Origin of the sequence: Leclercia sp. UBA5958, assembly GCF_002430365.1 — a bacterium.
Taxonomy (GTDB): domain Bacteria; phylum Pseudomonadota; class Gammaproteobacteria; order Enterobacterales; family Enterobacteriaceae; genus Enterobacter; species Enterobacter pneumoniae.
The window spans coordinates 495,959-512,828 of record NZ_DJCE01000012.1 but is presented as its reverse complement, the minus strand read 5'-3'; the positions used below and the strand labels follow the sequence as shown (position 1 = coordinate 512,828).

Annotated in this window: 14 protein-coding genes; all 14 read right to left on the bottom strand. The window is 55.6% G+C overall.

Translation table 11 applies throughout. The annotated features are described in order from the left end of the window. Positions 1-36: 36 nt before the first annotated feature. A complete protein-coding gene (gene secM, locus B2Q93_RS20740; RefSeq protein WP_046884981.1) occupies positions 37-537 on the bottom strand; it encodes a secA translation cis-regulator SecM in 501 nt (166 codons plus the stop codon). Positions 538-787: 250 nt separating this feature from the next. Further along, positions 788-1,705 carry a UDP-3-O-acyl-N-acetylglucosamine deacetylase gene (gene lpxC / locus B2Q93_RS20735; protein WP_040077161.1) on the bottom strand — a complete coding sequence of 306 codons (918 nt, stop codon included), beginning with the start codon at positions 1,703-1,705 and terminating at the stop codon, positions 788-790. A gap of 101 nt (positions 1,706-1,806) precedes the next feature. Next, entirely contained in the window at positions 1,807-2,958 is a 1,152-nt protein-coding gene (ftsZ, locus tag B2Q93_RS20730; protein WP_040077163.1) for a cell division protein FtsZ, read from the bottom strand. A 63-nt stretch (positions 2,959-3,021) separates the two neighbouring features. Further along, entirely contained in the window at positions 3,022-4,278 is a 1,257-nt protein-coding gene (gene ftsA / locus B2Q93_RS20725; RefSeq protein ID WP_046884982.1) for a cell division protein FtsA, read from the bottom strand. After that, the gene (gene ftsQ, locus B2Q93_RS20720) at positions 4,275-5,114 is read right to left on the bottom strand and encodes a cell division protein FtsQ (protein WP_046884983.1); all 840 of its coding nucleotides are present in this window, start codon (positions 5,112-5,114) and stop codon (positions 4,275-4,277) included. Before ftsQ ends, ftsA begins: the two co-directional genes overlap by 4 nt. A 1-nt stretch (position 5,115) precedes the next feature. Further along, the gene (locus B2Q93_RS20715; RefSeq protein ID WP_046884984.1) at positions 5,116-6,036 is read right to left on the bottom strand and encodes a D-alanine--D-alanine ligase; all 921 of its coding nucleotides are present in this window, start codon (positions 6,034-6,036) and stop codon (positions 5,116-5,118) included. Further along, a complete protein-coding gene (murC, locus tag B2Q93_RS20710; protein WP_286934357.1) occupies positions 6,029-7,504 on the bottom strand; it encodes a UDP-N-acetylmuramate--L-alanine ligase in 1,476 nt (491 codons plus the stop codon). Before murC ends, B2Q93_RS20715 begins: the two co-directional genes overlap by 8 nt. 56 nt (positions 7,505-7,560) lie before the next feature. Continuing rightward, complete coding sequence (gene murG / locus B2Q93_RS20705; protein ID WP_286934354.1) at positions 7,561-8,625, bottom strand: undecaprenyldiphospho-muramoylpentapeptide beta-N-acetylglucosaminyltransferase; 1,065 nt, start codon at positions 8,623-8,625, stop codon at positions 7,561-7,563. Further along, entirely contained in the window at positions 8,622-9,866 is a 1,245-nt protein-coding gene (gene ftsW, locus B2Q93_RS20700; protein WP_286934352.1) for a cell division protein FtsW, read from the bottom strand. The genes murG and ftsW overlap by 4 nt, the downstream gene beginning before the upstream one ends. After that, positions 9,866-11,182, bottom strand: coding sequence for a UDP-N-acetylmuramoyl-L-alanine--D-glutamate ligase (gene murD / locus B2Q93_RS20695; RefSeq protein ID WP_286808524.1), 1,317 nt, complete (start codon positions 11,180-11,182; stop codon positions 9,866-9,868). The genes ftsW and murD overlap by 1 nt, the downstream gene beginning before the upstream one ends. 2 nt (positions 11,183-11,184) lie before the next feature. Continuing rightward, positions 11,185-12,267: a phospho-N-acetylmuramoyl-pentapeptide-transferase gene (gene mraY, locus B2Q93_RS20690; protein ID WP_040077172.1), complete on the bottom strand. Its 1,083-nt coding sequence runs from the start codon at positions 12,265-12,267 to the stop codon at positions 11,185-11,187. Further along, positions 12,261-13,619, bottom strand: a complete 1,359-nt coding sequence (murF, locus tag B2Q93_RS20685; RefSeq protein WP_286934349.1) for a UDP-N-acetylmuramoyl-tripeptide--D-alanyl-D-alanine ligase — start codon at positions 13,617-13,619, stop codon at positions 12,261-12,263. The genes mraY and murF overlap by 7 nt, the downstream gene beginning before the upstream one ends. Continuing rightward, positions 13,616-15,103 (bottom strand): UDP-N-acetylmuramoyl-L-alanyl-D-glutamate--2,6-diaminopimelate ligase, encoded by a 1,488-nt coding sequence (murE, locus tag B2Q93_RS20680; protein WP_212477220.1) that lies wholly within the window; start codon positions 15,101-15,103, stop codon positions 13,616-13,618. Before murE ends, murF begins: the two co-directional genes overlap by 4 nt. After that, a complete protein-coding gene (locus tag B2Q93_RS20675; RefSeq protein WP_040077175.1) occupies positions 15,090-16,856 on the bottom strand; it encodes a peptidoglycan glycosyltransferase FtsI in 1,767 nt (588 codons plus the stop codon). Before B2Q93_RS20675 ends, murE begins: the two co-directional genes overlap by 14 nt. Positions 16,857-16,870 lie beyond the last annotated feature (14 nt).

Here is a 16,870-nt window from a genome sequence, read left to right as displayed (position 1 = left end):
AGGATAGATAAATTAAGTGATTAAAAAACGATTAATTTAACTGAGATGTTGAGGCCCGGCGCGGATACCCTGCACCTGGCTTATCCAGGCGGATACAAAGAAGGTCGATTCCGGGGCTAACGAGATAACCGCAGGCTGAGGCAGGGTAGCCAGCGGTTTACTCTGCTGCGTTAGCAGCGTGTTGAGCGTATCAAGCAGCGCAAGATGGTGCGCCTGTACTGGCAGCGACTCTTCGATGGCAGGCAGCGCCTGCGGCGCCATCGCAAATGAGAGATGACGAATGACGGTACGAATCGCATGCTGGTGCCAGTAATCCACCGTGAAATTGGTACGGCGGTTCGCTTCCAGCAGCGCAAGATTGGTGAAATTAACGTGGGTGGTGAAATCATGGGTGGCGGACGTCTTCGCCGGCGTCGATGCCTCAGCGCTGTTGCTGAGCGCAGGCAAACCGAGACTCGCCGCGACCATCCCCAACAGGAGATGCGGCCAGAAGTAACGTCTGCCAAATTGTCGCCAGCGCGTCAGAATTCCGCTCAATTGCCCCACCACAATAAGAGAGCCACAAGGCTCACAATTTGATTTTGTTTATTTTCGCGTCCAGATATTACCACTAAAGGCCATACACAGCAGCAGTAATGAGGCACAGAGAGAGTTAAAAATGGTCATGAAACCAGCAAACGCGCCGTTGACCGCAAAATTCCGGAAAGACAAAAACAAAAAAGACTGGTATCCCTGGCCGGAGAGAGTGCCAGGTTAACCAGTCTATTTTAGTTAACGGGTGTAACCGTTAGGCCAGAACAGTGCTTGGTGCTTTGAACGCCAGCGGCAGTTCTGCTTCGTCCTGGAAGGTCACATATTCCCATGCTTCCTGTTTCGCCAGTACAGCCTGCAACAGTTTATTGTTCAGCGCATGACCGGATTTATACGCGGTAAATGCACCAATAATGTTGTGACCACACATAAACAGGTCGCCAATCGCATCCAGCATTTTGTGACGAACAAATTCATCTTCAAAACGCAGGCCGTCTTCATTCAGTACGCGATAATCGTCAACAACGATGGCACAATCGAAGCTGCCGCCCAGGCACAGGCCACGGGACTGCAGATATTCGATATCACGCATGAACCCGAAAGTACGGGCGCGACTGATTTGACGCATAAACGCATCAGCAGAGAAGTTCATCGCATAGCGTTGGGTGCTGGAATCAATCGCCGGATGGTTAAAGTCGATGGTAAAGTCCAACGAAAAACCATTAAACGGTCTGAATTCAGCCCATTTGTCGCCATCTTCAACGCGAACGGTCTCTTTGATACGAACAAATTTCTTCGCACTGTTCAGCTCTTCGATGCCGGCATCCAGCAACAGATAGACAAACGGTGCAGCACTGCCGTCCATAATCGGGATTTCTGGCGCATCGACTTCAACAATAATGTTGTCGATACCCAGACCCGCCAGCGCGGCGTTAAGGTGCTCTACGGTAGAAATCCGCACGTCATGCTCGTTCACCAGGCAAGTACAGAGCATAGTATCACGCACAGATTTGGCATCGGCCGGGAAATCTACCGGTGGATTCAAGTCGGTGCGACGATAGATGACCCCGGTGTTTGCCGGCGCAGGGCGCAGCGTCAGCGTGACTTTCTTGCCGGTATGTAAACCGACACCCGTCGCCTGAACGATACGTTTTAATGTCCTTTGTTTGATCATCGTATAATCTCGCCAAATTACTTATCCAACCGAGAGTGTATATCACTATCGGCAGGGCAGTTTAGCACAAAGAGCGCAAATCCCCAAATTCCAGCCTAATCCTAGTCAGCTTGCTTACGCAGGAACGCTGGGATGTCCAGATAATCCGGTTCTTTCTGGGTTTGCGGTGTATTGTCATTAACCACTTTCGCGGCCGGTTTCTGCTCCTGCGTCAGCGGGGTCATACCGTGCTGCGGGTAGCGATCCATAACTGGCTGCTGAGTCTGTTTGTTAGTGACAAGCGTGATCTCAGGGCGCTTGTCCATGCCGATGCCAGTTGCAACAACGGTAACGCGCAGTTCGTCGTTCATCTCTGGATCCAGAGAGGTACCGATAACCACGGTCGCGTTGTCAGAAGCGAACGCACGAATGGTGTTACCCACCGTTTCGAACTCATCCAGACGCAGGTCGAAGCCGGCGGTGATGTTAACCAGCACGCCGCGCGCGCCAGAGAGGTCGATATCTTCCAGCAGCGGAGAAGAGATCGCCATTTCAGCGGCTTCTTCAGCACGGTCTTCACCGCTTGCCACGCCGGAGCCCATCATCGCGTAGCCCATTTCGGACATCACGGTGCGAACGTCTGCAAAGTCGACGTTCATCAGACCCGGACGGGTAATCAGCTCAGCGATACCCTGAACGGCGCCTTTCAGCACGTCGTTCGCAGCACCGAAGGCATCCAGCAGGGAGATACCGCGACCCAGCACTTTCAGCAGCTTGTCGTTCGGGATAGTAATCAGCGAGTCCACATGTTTGGACAGCTCAGTAATACCCTGCTCCGCAAACGCCATACGTTTTTTGCCTTCAAAGTTGAAAGGCTTAGTGACGACAGCAACGGTCAGAATACCTAAATCTTTTGCAACTTCAGCCACCACTGGCGCAGCACCCGTGCCGGTACCACCACCCATGCCAGCTGCGATGAACACCATGTCTGCACCATCCAGCGCAGCACGCAGTGCTTCACGGTCTTCTTCTGCTGCGTTACGGCCGACTTCCGGGTTAGCCCCAGCGCCCAGACCTTTCGTGATGCCGCCACCGATCTGAATCGTCTGGCCGACAGCCGTCTTTCGCAGGGCCTGAGCGTCGGTGTTAACTGCAAAGAATTCCACGCCTTCGATGCGTTCACGCACCATGTGCTCTACGGCGTTACCGCCGCCGCCACCGACGCCGATGACTTTAATCACCGCGTCGTTGGTTAATTCCATAGGTTCAAACATAGTTTCTCTCTCCGTTGTGCCTGTCGCCCGAAACCGTTAATTCTCTCCGGTCTCTTAAAAAAATTAAAACTCTTTTCGTAGCCAGGTGTTGATTCGTTTGATCCACGACCCCACCGACGCACGTTTTTCCACTTCTGCTTCACCGCTGAGATGGGTTTCTTTCCCGTAGTGAAGCAGGCCCACGGCCGTAGAGTAATAGGGCTCCTGGGCATAATCTGTCAGACCGGTGATATTCAGCGGGGCCCCGATACGCACCTGCGTATGGAACACGCGCTGTGCGCAGGCCGCAAGACCTTCAATTTGCGCCGCACCGCCGGTTAATACAATCCCCGCCGCAAGATGATGTTTCACTCCCTGCTGGCGAAGCTGTTCCTGTAATTGCAAAATCTCTTCGTTAACAAGGTTCAGCAGCTCGGTGTAACGCGGCTCAATAACCTCTGCCAGAGTCTGACGCTGCAGACTGCGAGGAGGACGTCCCCCTACGCTTGGCACTTCAACGCTCTCGTCTTTACCGACGATAGAGCCGAGCGCACAGCCATGGCGCACTTTAATCGCCTCTGCATCGCTCGGTGGCGTGCCGAAGGCGTAAGCGATATCGCTGGTTACCACGTTACCCGCATACGGGATCACTTTGGTATGACGCAACGCACCACCGGTATACACCGCCATGTCCATTGTACCACCGCCAATATCCACGACACAGACGCCCAGTTCACGTTCGTCTTCAGTCAACACCGAATAACTGGCTGCCAGACCGGCGAAAATAAGTTGGTCAACTTTGAGGCCACAACGTTCAACGGCTTTGACGATGTTCTTCGCCATATCGTTGTGACATGTGATCAAGTGCACTTTTGCCTGCATACGTACGCCTGAAAGCCCGACCGGATTTTTAATGCCTTCCTGATAGTCGATGGCATATTCCTGCGGGATCACATGCAGGACGCGATGCTCATCACGCACGCGCACGGATTTCGCCGTATGGACCACGTTCTCAACGTCTTCCTGTGTCACTTCTTCTTCTGAAATCGGCACCATACCGATTTCATTCTGGCAGCTGATATGCTTGCCAGAGAGCGCCAGATACACAGAGGAAATCTGGCAGTCTGCCATTAATTCTGCCTGATCGATGGCGCGCTGTACGCACTTCACCACCGACTCGAGGTCGTTTACCCCACCTTTATCCATACCACGAGACGGGCAACTGCCTACGCCAATGATATTGACCATACCGTCGGGCAGAACTTCCCCTACTAAAGCGGCTACCTTCGCGGTGCCTATCTCCAGTCCAACTACCAGTTTTCTGTCCGTCGCCTTGATCATTGTTGTTCTGCCTGTACCTGTGCCTGATTTTGTTGCTGCCTGGTTTCCTCATCCGGCGCCGGGATCCACCCCACCGACGCGCCTGAGTCATAGCGCAAATCAACGTAGCTTATCCGTTTGCCATCGGCCTGCGCCTGTTGTTGCAGAACCGGATAGAGTTCTACAAATCGCGCCAGACGCTTCATGGTGTCGCCGCGGCCAAGGTTAAGCTTGATGTCATTCGTCAGCGTTAACTGCCATGAACGTCGCGCTGTCATCGCCGCATTCTTTAACGTAAACCGATCCTTAGCCAACACCTGCCCCATGTTACGAAAACCTTCCAGCACCTCATTTTCGCTGCCTTCCGGCCCATATAACATGGGTAAATTTTGCTTGCTGACGCGATCGGCAGGGACGCTGAAGGAATTTCCGTCTGCGTCAACCATATGCTGATCATTCCACCGCGCAATGGGCACAAATTCAACCAGATGAATCTTCAATTCATCGGGCCACTGCTTGCGTACGCTTGCCTGTTTTATCCACGGCAGACGTTCAATCTGGCTCTGGATGATGTTGACGTCCTGAGTCATAAAGGTTCCCGGCGATCCCAACGCCAGGATTGACTGGCGTATATCATCGTTACGGGTGTAATGACGATCGCCGGTCACCACCAGTTTCGACAGGGGTAACCGCTGCGCATCTTCCATCCAGCCCAGCACCATCCAGCCGCTGACAAACACGGTACATAGCACGGCAAGCAGGAAGATAATCCCTGCAAGACGCGTTCCATTATTGCGACGAGACGAATACTCTTCCTCTTCGTCACGATTTCGCGTGTTCAGCGCAGCCTGAGACATATCAGCGCGCCTGATCCAGAATACGTACAACAAGCTGGGAGAAACTCATGCCCGCCTGACGCGCCGCCATGGGCACCAGGCTGTGGCTGGTCATTCCTGGAGAGGTGTTCGCCTCCAGCAGGTAAAACTGCCCATCACTATCCTGCATCACATCAATACGCCCCCAACCGCAACAACCTAAAACAGTCCACGCTTTAAGGACCAGAGACTGTAATTGCGCCTCATCCTTCTCTTCCAGACCTGCTGGGCAGAAATATTGCGTCTCATCAGAGAGATACTTCGCCTCATAATCATAGAAGGTTCCGGCTGGTTGGATACGAATCGACGGTAAAATTTCTTCACCAAGCATGGCGACGGTAAATTCCGGCCCGCTGAGCCATTTTTCAATCAGAACTTCTTCATCATGTTGAAATGCCAGCGCTAATGCCGAAGATATATCGCCTGCATTGTCCACTTTAGACATGCCAACGCTGGAGCCTTCGCGGCTGGGCTTAACAATAACCGGCAAACCCAGCGCGGCAATTCGCGAAATAACGCTGTCTGGCAGGCCTAATTCAAATTCGCGGCGCGTAACAGCAACCCATGGCGCGACCGGTAAGCCCGCACCCTGCCACAACAATTTGCTGCGCAACTTATCCATAGAAATGGCCGACGCCATGACGCCACTGCCGGTATAGGGCAAGCCAATCAAATCCAGTAACCCCTGCAGGGTGCCATCTTCACCGCCACGACCGTGGAGGGCGATGAAAACCTTATCAAATCCCATCTCTTTCAGGCGCGTGACATCCGTCTCCTTTGGATCGACCGGGTGCGCATCAATGCCACCTTCGCGAAGACCCGCCAGTACTGCTGCGCCAGAGTTCAGAGAAACGTCGCGTTCAGCGGAAGTCCCGCCAAGCAGGACGGCGATCTTATCAGCCATGGCGTTCTTCCTCCGAATTTTGCGGCTTCAGTTTGATTTCAGCTAAGTTACGGGCGATCTTGCCGATATTTCCCGCACCCTGAACCAGAATCAAATCATTACCGGTCAGCATGGGGGCGAGCATCGCCGCTACCTGTGCGTGGTCGGGGACCAGAATCGGGTCAATCTTACCGCGCCCACGAATGGTACGACACAGCGAACGGCTGTCCGCGCCCGGAATTGCCGCTTCACCCGCAGAGTAAACATCCAGCATCAGCAGGGCATCCACCTGTGACAGGACGTTAGCGAAGTCATCATAGAGATCGCGGGTACGGGTATAGCGATGAGGCTGGAATACCATCACCAGATTTTTATCTGGCCAGCCGGCACGCGCCGCCTTAATGGTGGCATCCACTTCCGTAGGGTGATGACCATAGTCATCTACCAGCATAGCGGTACCGGTTTTGCCGTTAACCTCTGCCAGCGGGAACTCCCCAAGGAAATCAAAACGACGGCCAGTGCCCTGGAAGCTCTCCAGCGCGCGCAAAATTGCCTCGTCTTCAATGCCCTCTTCCGTTGCTACGGCAACCGCCGCCGCGGCGTTTAGCGCGTTGTGGCGACCCGGCGCGTTCAGCGTGACCTGCACCAGCTCTTTATCCTGGCGGGCCAGTGTAAAGTGCCCCTGAGCACCAATCTGCTGATAGTTCTCAACGCGCACATCGGCATCTTCACTGAAGCCGTAAGTAGTTATCTGACGCCCCACTCGCGGCAGCAGCTCGCGGATGACCGGATCGTCCACGCACATTACTGCACGTCCATAAAACGGCAGATTGTGCAAAAAGTTGATGAATGTTTGCTTTAAATTTTCGAAATCGCCCTGGTAAGTATCCATGTGGTCGGCTTCGATGTTGGTAACAATCGCCACCATCGGTTGCAAATGCAGGAATGAGGCATCACTTTCATCCGCTTCAGCAATCAGGTAACGGCTGTGACCCAGGCGTGCATGCACGCCTGCCGCTTTCACCAGCCCGCCGTTCACGAACGTTGGATCGAGTCCCGCTTCGGCATAAATACTGGAGACCATCGCCGTCGTCGTGGTCTTACCGTGAGTTCCGGCAACAGCGATGCCGTGACGGAAACGCATCAACTCAGCCAGCATTTCGGCGCGGCGGATTACCGGGATACGCGCTTCGTGCGCAGCCACAATCTCCGGGTTATCGGCAGAAATCGCGCTGGATACCACCACCACGCTCGCGTCACTGACATTTTCCGGGCGATGGTTGAAATAGATTGTTGCGCCAAGCGACGCCAACTGTTGCGTAACAGGGTTCGGCGCCAGATCAGAACCGCTGATCTGGTAACCTTCATTCGCCAGCACTTCGGCAATACCGCCCATACCGGCGCCGCCGATGCCAACGAAGTGAATGTGCCGGACGCGACGCATCTCGGGCACGATTGAACGCAGTTTCGCCAGTTGTTGTGTATTCATTCTCTAAACGCCATCGACTACTTAAAATTCGTGCAGCGCAACACGCGCTGCGAGGGTTAAGCCTGGGCTGCCAGGCTCACTTCTTTTGCTACCCGCTCGGTGGCATCCGGGATCGCGGCCGCGCGTGCGTGCTGCGCCATCTCCAGTAATGTCTCCCGGTTCCAGCCCGCCAGGGTGGTGGCGACCGCATCTGCGGTAAACTGCGGCTGTTCAAAGATTTTTGCGGCGCCCGCTTTTTCAAGTGGCAACGCATTCCAGTACTGCTGACGGTCTTTATGCTGGAACGGCACAAACAGCGCCGGCAAACCGGCGGCAGCGATTTCGCTTACCGTCAATGCACCAGAGCGGCAAACTACCACATCGGCCCAGGCGTAAGCGGCGGCCATGTCGTCGATAAATTCGGTGACCTTATGCTGCGACTGACCGGCCTCTGCATAAGCTTGCTCAACGGTCTGCTGAGCGCCTTTACCGCTTTGATGCCAAATTGTCACAGCCTCACCCAGCTTCGCGGCCACCTGCGGCATCGTCTGGTTCAACACGCGCGCGCCCTGCGAGCCTCCGACGACCAGCACACGCACCGGCCCTTCACGCCCGGTGAGTCGCGCCTGGGGTAGCGGCAGCGCCAGCACATCAACGCGCACCGGGTTACCCACGACATCGGCTTTCGGAAACGCCCCCGGGAAAGCCTGCATCACTTTGCTGGCAATTTTCGCCAGCCATTTATTAGTGAGGCCCGCGATACCGTTCTGCTCATGCAGCACAACGGGGATACCCAACGACCATGCCGCCAGGCCACCCGGGCCAGAGACATAACCGCCCATGCCCAGCACCACGTCCGGCTTAAAGCGTTTCATGATGGCGCGCGCCTGACGCCAGGCATTGAAAATGCGTACCGGTGCGAGCAGCAGAGCTTTCAGTCCCTTGCCGCGAAGACCGGAAATACGAATAAAGTCGATCTCGATACCGTGTTTCGGCACCAGATCGGCTTCCATGCGGTCTGCGGTTCCTAGCCAGCGTACTTGCCAGCCCTGATCCATCAAATGGTGCGCAACCGCCAGCCCCGGAAAAACATGTCCGCCGGTACCGCCTGCCATCACCATTAACCGCTTCGGTTGATTCATCGTGAACCTCGTGTAAACGCCTGGGCATTCTCCAGACGCGTTTCATAATCTATACGTAGCAAAAACATAATGGCGGTCGACATAATCAACAGACTCGAGCCACCATAACTGATCAACGGCAACGTCAGCCCCTTTGTGGGCAGCATGCCGGCCGCCGCGCCGACGTTCACCAGAGCCTGGAAACTGAACCAGATCCCGATCGAGCACGCCAGAAAGCCAGAGAAGCGATGGTCAATCACCAGCGCTTTTCGGCCAATCGACATGGCGCGGAAAGCGACGAAGAATACCATTAAAAGTGCTAATACCACACCGATATAACCCAGTTCTTCCCCAATGATGGAGAAGATGAAGTCGGTATGTGCCTCCGGTAAATACTCAAGTTTTTGGACGGAATTCCCCAGCCCCTGCCCCCAGAATTCACCTCGTCCAAACGCCATCAATGACTGGGTGAGCTGATAACCGCTGCCGAAGGGATCTTCCCACGGATTCCAGAACGAGGTGACGCGGCGGATACGGTAGGGTTCAGCCAGAATCAACAGCACGACGGCAGAGATGCCCATCCCGATAATGGCGATGAACTGCCACAATTTGGCGCCAGCGAGAAACAGCATGGCCAGCGTGGTGACAAACAGCACGACCACGGTACCCAGGTCAGGCTGCGCAAGCAGTAATACCGCCAGCACCAGAATCACGCCCATCGGTTTTAAAAAGCCGCGCAGGTTGTTACGCACCTCATCGACTTTACGCACCAGGTAGTTGGCCAGATAGCAGAAGAGCGACAGTTTGGTAAACTCCGCAGGCTGAATACGCAGCGGGCCAAAGGCAATCCAGCGCGATGCCCCGTTAACAGAACTGCCCACCACCAGTACAATCAGCAGCATGACGATAGAGGCGATAAGCATTGCGGTGCTGTGCCGCTGCCAGAACTCCATCGGCAGACGCAGTGTCACCATCGCCAGACAGAATGCGAGAATAATGTACAAACCATCACGCTTGGCAAACAGGAAAGGATCGTTCGCCAGACGCTGCCCCACGGGCATCGAGGCGGAGGTCACCATAATAAAGCCAATAGCGGCCAGCCCCAGCGTAAGCCAGAGCAGCACACGGTCATACATGATAAGGCTATCGGAATCTTTATCCCGTGAGCCCATGACCCAGCCTTTCAGCGCCGCGAAGATCCACGCCAGGATACCGAATCCCGGCAGGCGCGGCAGGCGAAGGTGAGGGAAAGATAAACGCATCAGCCTAACTCCTGCGCCAGGCGGGTGAAGAGATCGCCACGCTGTTCAAAGTTTTTAAACTGATCAAGGCTGGCGCAGGCAGGAGAGAGCAACACCATATCGCCCGGCTTCAGTGTGGGGGCGAGCAGGCGCATCGCCTGTTCCATGGTTTCTGTCTGCTGTGCGACCTCCGGACGTAATGCCGCCAGCTCTGCGCCATCCCGGCCGAAGCAGTAAAGGCGCACGTTGTCGCCTTTCAGATACGGTTTCAGAGAAGAGAAGTCAGCCGATTTGCCATCACCGCCAAGCAACAGATGCAGCGTACCCTCTACGTGCAGGCCATTCAGCGCCGCCTCGGTGCTACCCACGTTGGTGGCTTTCGAGTCGTTGATCCAGCGCACGCCGTTGTGTTCCAGCGCCAGCTGGAATCGGTGAGCAAGACCGGTAAAGGTGGTGAGGGCTTTCAGACTGGACGCACGCGGTAACCCGGCGGCATCCGCCAGTGCCAGTGCGGCCAGCGCATTGGTGTAGTTATGCTGTCCGGAAAGCTTCATCTCTTTCACGTTCAGCACTTTTTCACCCTGCACGCGCAGCCAGGTTTCTCCCTGCTGACGATTCAGATGATAGTCACCCATGTTGATGCCAAAGCTGATGCAGCGCTCATCGGCGCCGCGAACCGGCATGGTCAGCGCATCATCGGCGTTAACCACACAAACTTCTGCATTCTCGTAAACCCGCAGTTTGGCTGCACGGTATTGCTGCAGACCAAACGGGTAACGGTCCATATGATCTTCGGTTACGTTGAGGATCGTGGCGGCCACGGCCTTCAGGCTGGAGGTGGTTTCCAGCTGGAAGCTGGAAAGCTCCAGTACATACAACTCGCGTCCCTGATCGAGCAGCATTAAGGCGGGCAATCCAATGTTTCCGCCGACACCGACGCTCACGCCTGCCGCTTTTGCCATCTCACCCACAAGGGTCGTGACGGTGCTTTTACCGTTAGAGCCGGTAATGGCGACGATTGGCGCCTGTGCTTCACGGCAGAACAGTTCAATATCACCCACAATTTCAACGCCCGCATCGGCTGCGGCGCTTAACGAAGGGTGCGCCAGCGCCATACCGGGGCTGGCAACGATCAGATCGGCTGCCAGCAGCCAGTCATCATTAAGACCACCAAGGTGGCGTTCAACCTGTTCCGGCAGTTTGTCCAGCCCAGGCGGAGAGATACGCGTATCCATTACGCGCGGCGTGACGCCGCGCGCAAGGAAAAAGTCCACGCAGGAGAGCCCGGTAAGGCCCAGCCCGATGATAACGACTTTTTTACCCTGGTAATCTGCCATGATTAACGTACCTTCAGCGTTGCCAGGCCAATCAGCACCAGCATCAGCGAAATAATCCAGAAGCGCACAATCACGCGCGGCTCCGGCCAGCCTTTCAATTCATAGTGATGGTGAATCGGCGCCATACGGAAGATGCGCTGACCGCGCAGCTTGAAGGAGCCCACCTGCAAAATCACTGACAGGGTTTCAACCACGAACACCCCTCCCATGATCACCAGCAAGAACTCCTGACGCAGCAGCACGGCGATAATGCCCAGTGCACCACCCAGCGCCAGCGAACCGACGTCACCCATAAAGACCTGCGCCGGATAGGTGTTGAACCACAAGAATCCGAGCCCCGCGCCCACAATCGCCGTACAGACAATCACCAGCTCGCCGGCATGACGCAGATAAGGAATGTGCAGGTAGTTCGCGAAGTTCATATTCCCGGTTGCCCAGGCCACCAGCGCAAACCCGCCAGCCACGAAGACAGTCGGCATAATAGCCAGGCCGTCCAGACCATCGGTCAGGTTCACCGCATTACCGGTACCCACAATGACGAAGTAAGCCAGCAGGATGTAGAAGATCCCCAGCTGTGGCATCACATCCTTGAAGAACGGCACCACCAACTCGGTGGCCGGGGTATCTTTGCCGGCCAGGTAGAGCGCGAATGCCACGCCCAGCGCAATCACCGACATCCAGAAGTATTTCCAGCGGGCTATCAGCCCTTTGGTATCTTTGCGTACCACTTTGCGGTAATCATCGACAAAACCAATAATCCCGTAGCCCACCAGCACAACCAGCACACACCAGACATAGGGGTTAGACGGGTAGGCCCACAACAGCACGGAAACGACGATCGCCGTCAGAATCATGATGCCGCCCATGGTTGGCGTACCACGTTTGCTGAAGTGTGATTCCGGACCATCGTTACGGACAACCTGGCCGAAAGAGAGCTTTTGCAGATGGGCAATCATGCGCGGGCCCATCCATAAAGAGATGAACAACGCAGTCAGCAGGCTGACAATGGCGCGAAACGTCAGATAGGAAAAGACGTTAAAGCCTGAATAATATTTGACCAAATGTTCGGCCAGCCAAACTAACATGTCCCATTCTCCTGTAATACGCGCACAACGTCTTCCATGGCTGCGCTACGTGAACCCTTCACCAAAACGGTGATGATTTGTTTTTCCTGAATCAACGCCTTCAGGCGGGTGATCAGGGCGGCTTTGTCAGCAAAGTGCTCACCTGCGCCGCTTGCCTCACTAAGTGTCTGGCTTAATGCTCCGGTGCTTAACACGCGATCAATACCTGAAGCTTTCGCTGCTTCCCCCACCTGGCGGTGACACGCTACGCTTTCATCACCCAGCTCTGCCATATCACCGACCACTAGCACGCGGTAGCCCGGCATTTCGGACAGCACCTGAACCGCAGCGGTCATCGACCCGACATTGGCGTTATAGGAGTCGTCCAGCAGCAGTTTGTTTTCACCCAGTGGGACCGGGAACAGACGACCTGGTACCGCGGTCAAATTTGCCAGTCCGGTTTTGATAGCGCTCAGGGGAGCACCGACCGCCATGGCCAGCGCCGTCGCGGCCAGCGCGTTGGCGATGTTATGGCGCCCCGGCAACGGCAGCAGAACGTCCGTGCTGCCGGTTGGCGTTTGTAAGGTGAACTCTGTACCGTGCGAGGTCACATGGATATTGGTTGCCGTAAAGTCGCTGTTGGCGGCATTCGGTGAAAATCGCCAGGTTTTGCGATCGCCAATCACGCTCTTCCAGTTCAACTGGTCGTTATTATCGGCGTTCATGATGGCGATACCGTTCTGCGGCAGACCGGTATAGATTTCGCCCTTCGCTTTCGCCACGCCTTCGAGCGAGCCAAACCCTTCGAGGTGAGCGGCCGCCAGATTATTGACTAACGCCGCTTCTGGTTTAGTCAGGCTGACGGTCCAGGCGATTTCTCCCTGGTGGTTAGCGCCAAGCTCAATCACGGCATACTCATGCTCTGGCGTCAGACGCAGCAGAGTCATCGGCACACCGATGTCATTATTCAGGTTCCCGGCCGTGTAGAGGGTATTACCGCATTGGCTCAAAATGGCCGCGGTCATCTCTTTAACCGAAGTTTTACCGGATGAACCGGTCAGCGCCACGATCCGCGTAGGGACCTGTTGGCGCACCCATGCAGCCAGTTCACCAAACGCCTGGCGGATATCTTTCACCACCACCTGGGGCAAATCGACATTCAGCTTACGACTCACTAACAGTGCGCCAGCGCCGGCCTCTTTGGCTTGATCGGCAAAATCATGAGCGTCAAAACGCTCGCCCTTCAGTGCCACAAACAGGCACCCTGGGGTGATTTTACGGGTGTCCGTTGTTACCGCATCACAGGTCAGATCCTGTCCCTGCAATTCACCGTGCAAAATGCCGGCGAGTTGGCTTAGCGATACGCTAATCATGCTACGACCCCCAGCAGACGCGCTGCGGTCACACGATCGGAGTAGTCCAGACGGTTGGTCCCCACGATCTGATAATCTTCGTGCCCTTTACCCGCCAACAAGACCACATCGTTTTCACCGGCCTGCATAATGGCGTTAGTGACCGCTTCGGCGCGCCCTTCAACAACGCGAGCACGTCCGGCGTCCAGCATCCCGGCCAGGATATCGTTAATGATGGCGCGCGGCTCTTCGGTACGTGGGTTGTCATCCGTCACGACCGGAATGTCTGCAAACTCTTCCGCGATGGCGCCCATCAACGGACGTTTGCCTTTATCACGATCGCCGCCACAGCCAAACACGCACCAGAGTTTGCCGGCACAGTGCAGACGAGCTGCCTGCAGCGCCTTCTCCAGTGCGTCCGGAGTGTGGGCATAATCAACCACTACGGTCGGTTTACCCGGTGCGCTGAAGACTTCCATGCGGCCACATACCGGCTGCAGGCGAGCAGAGGTTTTAAGCAGTTCTGCGAGTGGATAACCCAGTGCCAGCAGCGTTGCCAGCGCCAGTAGCAGATTGCTAACGTTAAACGCGCCCATCAGACGGCTTTCAATTTCGCCTTCGCCCCAGGAGGAGGCGAAACGGATGGTTGCACCGCTGTCGTGGTAGTTCACTTCCGTGGCTTTTAGCCAGCGGCCATGACAGTTCGGGTTGATATGGTCTTCCATCGACACGGCAACGGCGTCCGGCAGCTTAGCCAGCCAGCGGCGGCCGACTTCATCGTCGGCATTAATGATCGCCTGACCGCAGTGGTGAGTGGAATAGAGCAGCCATTTCGCGGCCTCGTAATTTTCCATATCACCGTGATAATCGAGGTGATCGCGGCTCAGGTTGGTGAACACCGAGGCGGCAAACTTCAGCGCCGCCACACGATGTTGAACCAGCCCGTGAGAAGAGACTTCCATCGCAGCGAAGGTTGCCCCCTGCCCTGCCAGACCCGCCAGCACGTGCTGGACGTCAACCGCAGAGCCGGTGGTGTTTTCTGTTGGGATCACTTTGCCCAGCAAACCATTGCCAACGGTGCCCATCACCGCACCGGTTTCGCCCAGCAGCTGCGCCCACTGCGCCATAAGCTGCGTGGTGGTGGTTTTGCCGTTCGTACCGGTTACGCCAATTAGACGCAGTTGTTCAGACGGTTCATGATAAAAACGCCCTGCCAGTGCAGAGAGACGCTCATTCAGCTGGCTGAGAAAGATTACCGGCACGCCGTGCATTTCACGGATTTCACCGTCGGTCGCCTCATCTTTTGCCTCAGCAATAATGGCAGCTACACCTTGCGCAATCGCCTGCGGGATATACCGACGCCCGTCCGCCTGATGACCGACCACCGCTACAAAGAGATCGCCCGATGCAGCCACACGGCTGTCGAGTACCATCTCCCGCAGTGCTCGCTCCGGTGCGTTTGGCACCCATGGAGCAAGAAGGTCGCGCAAATTACGATCTGCCACCTGTTCCCTCACCTTGATTAATTACAAATTCACTTTTCTCGCCCGTTGCCAGCGCATCCGGTTCGATGTTCATGGTACGTAAAACGCCGCCCATGATGGCACCAAACACCGGCGCGGAAACGGCGCCACCGTAGTATTTACCCGCCTGTGGATCGTTAATTACTACCACCAGCGCAAAACGCGGATTGCTTGCAGGCGCTACGCCTGCGGTATAGGCAATGTATTTATTAATGTAGCGACCATCCGGCCCTACTTTTTTCGCTGTACCGGTCTTAATCGCGATACGATAGCCTTTAATTGCGGCTTTGACCCCGCCGCCGCCTGGCAGCGCCACGCTCTCCATCATATGCACAACCGTACGTACGATAGACTCCGGGAAGACACGCTCGCCGGGGACCGGGGGATCAACTTTGGTAATCGACAGCGGACGATAGATGCCATAGCTGCCAATCGTTGCGTAGACTCGCGCTAACTGTAACGGGGTTACCATTAGCCCGTAGCCGAAAGAGAAGGTGGCCCTCTCTATGTCAGACCACCGTTGTTTTTGAGGATATAAGCCACTGCGTTCTCCGACCAACCCCAAATTGGTCGCCTTTCCTAGCCCAAAACGTGAGTAAGTTTCTACTAACGCTGAGGACGGCATCGCTAACGCCAGCTTAGAAACACCGACGTTACTCGACTTCTGCAGAACCCCGGTCAGGGTCAATTCGCTGTAGCGCGCCACGTCTTTGATTTCGTGGCCGTTAATTCGATAAGGAACGGTGTTCAGCACCGTGTTTTCATTGACGATACCGCGTTGCAGGGCGGTCATGACGACCATAGGCTTCACGGTTGAACCCGGTTCAAACACGTCGGTAATGGACCGGTTACGCATGGCGTCTTTGGCGGTACCGGCGAAATTGTTCGGGTTATAGGAAGGACTGCTGGCCATCGCCAGCACTTCGCCGGTGCTGACGTCGACCAGCACAGCGCTACCTGATTCAGCTTTGTTGAAAGCGACGGCGTTATTCAGCTCACGGTAAACCAGCGCCTGCAGACGCTCATCGATGCTAAGGGCGAGGTTGTGTGCCGCCTGGCTATCGGTAGAGGAGATATCTTCAATGACGCGGCCATAGCGGTCTTTACGCACGATACGCTCGCCAGGCTGGCCGGTGAGCCATTTATCGAAACTCTTCTCGACGCCTTCAATACCCTGGCTATCCACGTTGGTAAAGCCAATGAGGTGAGCGGTAACTTCCCCTGACGGATAGTAACGGCGTGACTCTTCACGCAGATGGATCCCCGGCAGTTTCAGCTTTTTAATGTAATCAGCCATATCAGGATTGACCTGGCGCGCCAGATAGATGAATCGCCCTTTCGGGTTGGCATTCACCCGCGCGGCGAGCTGATCCAGCGGCATTTTGAGCGCGTCAGAGAGTGCTTTCCAGCGGTTATCCAGGGAGATCCCGCCTGCGTCATGCAGCTCCTTCGGATCGGCCCAGATCGCTTTTACCGGCACGCTGACGGCCAGCGGACGACCAGAACGATCGGTGATCAACCCTCGTGATGTCGAGACCTCTTGTACGCGAAGGGAGCGCATGTCCCCCTGACGTACCAGCATGTCCGGTGCGATGATCTGTAGCCACGCCACTCGTCCCAGCAGAAAGCCCAGCGCCAGTAAGATACAGCCGCATAACAACGCAAAACGCCAGCTGATAAAGCTGGCCTGTTCTTCCTGACGTTTTGGTTTTAGCGCTTTTGCCGCTGCTCTCATGCGTCGCGTTTTCC

Excerpts from the sequence above, each read along its gene's own strand:
- B2Q93_RS20675 (WP_040077175.1), bottom strand. The coding sequence starts at position 16,856 with ATGAGAGCAGCGGCAAAAGCGCTAAAACCAAAACGTCAGGAAGAACAG.
- ftsA (WP_046884982.1), bottom strand. The coding sequence starts at position 4,278 with ATGATCAAGGCGACGGACAGAAAACTGGTAGTTGGACTGGAGATAGGC.
- ftsZ (WP_040077163.1), bottom strand. The coding sequence starts at position 2,958 with ATGTTTGAACCTATGGAATTAACCAACGACGCGGTGATTAAAGTCATC.
- mraY (WP_040077172.1), bottom strand. The coding sequence starts at position 12,267 with ATGTTAGTTTGGCTGGCCGAACATTTGGTCAAATATTATTCAGGCTTT.
- lpxC (WP_040077161.1), bottom strand. The coding sequence starts at position 1,705 with ATGATCAAACAAAGGACATTAAAACGTATCGTTCAGGCGACGGGTGTC.
- murF (WP_286934349.1), bottom strand. The coding sequence starts at position 13,619 with ATGATTAGCGTATCGCTAAGCCAACTCGCCGGCATTTTGCACGGTGAA.
- murC (WP_286934357.1), bottom strand. The coding sequence starts at position 7,504 with ATGAATACACAACAACTGGCGAAACTGCGTTCAATCGTGCCCGAGATG.
- B2Q93_RS20715 (WP_046884984.1), bottom strand. The coding sequence starts at position 6,036 with ATGGCTGATAAGATCGCCGTCCTGCTTGGCGGGACTTCCGCTGAACGC.
- murG (WP_286934354.1), bottom strand. The coding sequence starts at position 8,625 with ATGAATCAACCGAAGCGGTTAATGGTGATGGCAGGCGGTACCGGCGGA.
- ftsW (WP_286934352.1), bottom strand. The coding sequence starts at position 9,866 with ATGCGTTTATCTTTCCCTCACCTTCGCCTGCCGCGCCTGCCGGGATTC.
- ftsQ (WP_046884983.1), bottom strand. The coding sequence starts at position 5,114 with ATGTCTCAGGCTGCGCTGAACACGCGAAATCGTGACGAAGAGGAAGAG.
- murD (WP_286808524.1), bottom strand. The coding sequence starts at position 11,182 with ATGGCAGATTACCAGGGTAAAAAAGTCGTTATCATCGGGCTGGGCCTT.